Source organism: Streptococcus danieliae (assembly GCF_013415245.1).
Taxonomy (GTDB): domain Bacteria; phylum Bacillota; class Bacilli; order Lactobacillales; family Streptococcaceae; genus Streptococcus; species Streptococcus danieliae_A.
This window is the reverse complement of the sequence record NZ_JACBXX010000002.1, coordinates 1-243: the sequence shown is the minus strand read 5'-3', so window position 1 is coordinate 243 and position 243 is coordinate 1. Positions and strand designations below refer to the sequence as shown.

Here is a 243-nt window from a genome sequence, read left to right as displayed (position 1 = left end):
CTTGGATAATGTTGTGTACTAAGGACATCAGCCTATCTTGTGGAACTGTATCGAAGAACTTTTCCAAGTCAATATCCACTATCCATTCGTAGCCATCGTTAAGATACTCAAGAAGTTGAATAATAGCTGTCTCACAAGAGCGATTGGGACGAAAGCCATAACTATACTCTGAGAAGTGTCTTTCACAGATTGGACTGATGGTTTGAACAATCGCTTGTTGTACCATTCTGTCCATGACTGTAG

1 protein-coding gene is annotated in these 243 nt (G+C 40.3%); it reads right to left on the bottom strand.

Annotated elements, in window-relative coordinates; all coding sequences use genetic code 11:
• The coding region (locus HZY94_RS00010; protein WP_257151885.1) for a reverse transcriptase domain-containing protein at window positions 1–243 on the bottom strand (243 nt) is incomplete at both ends.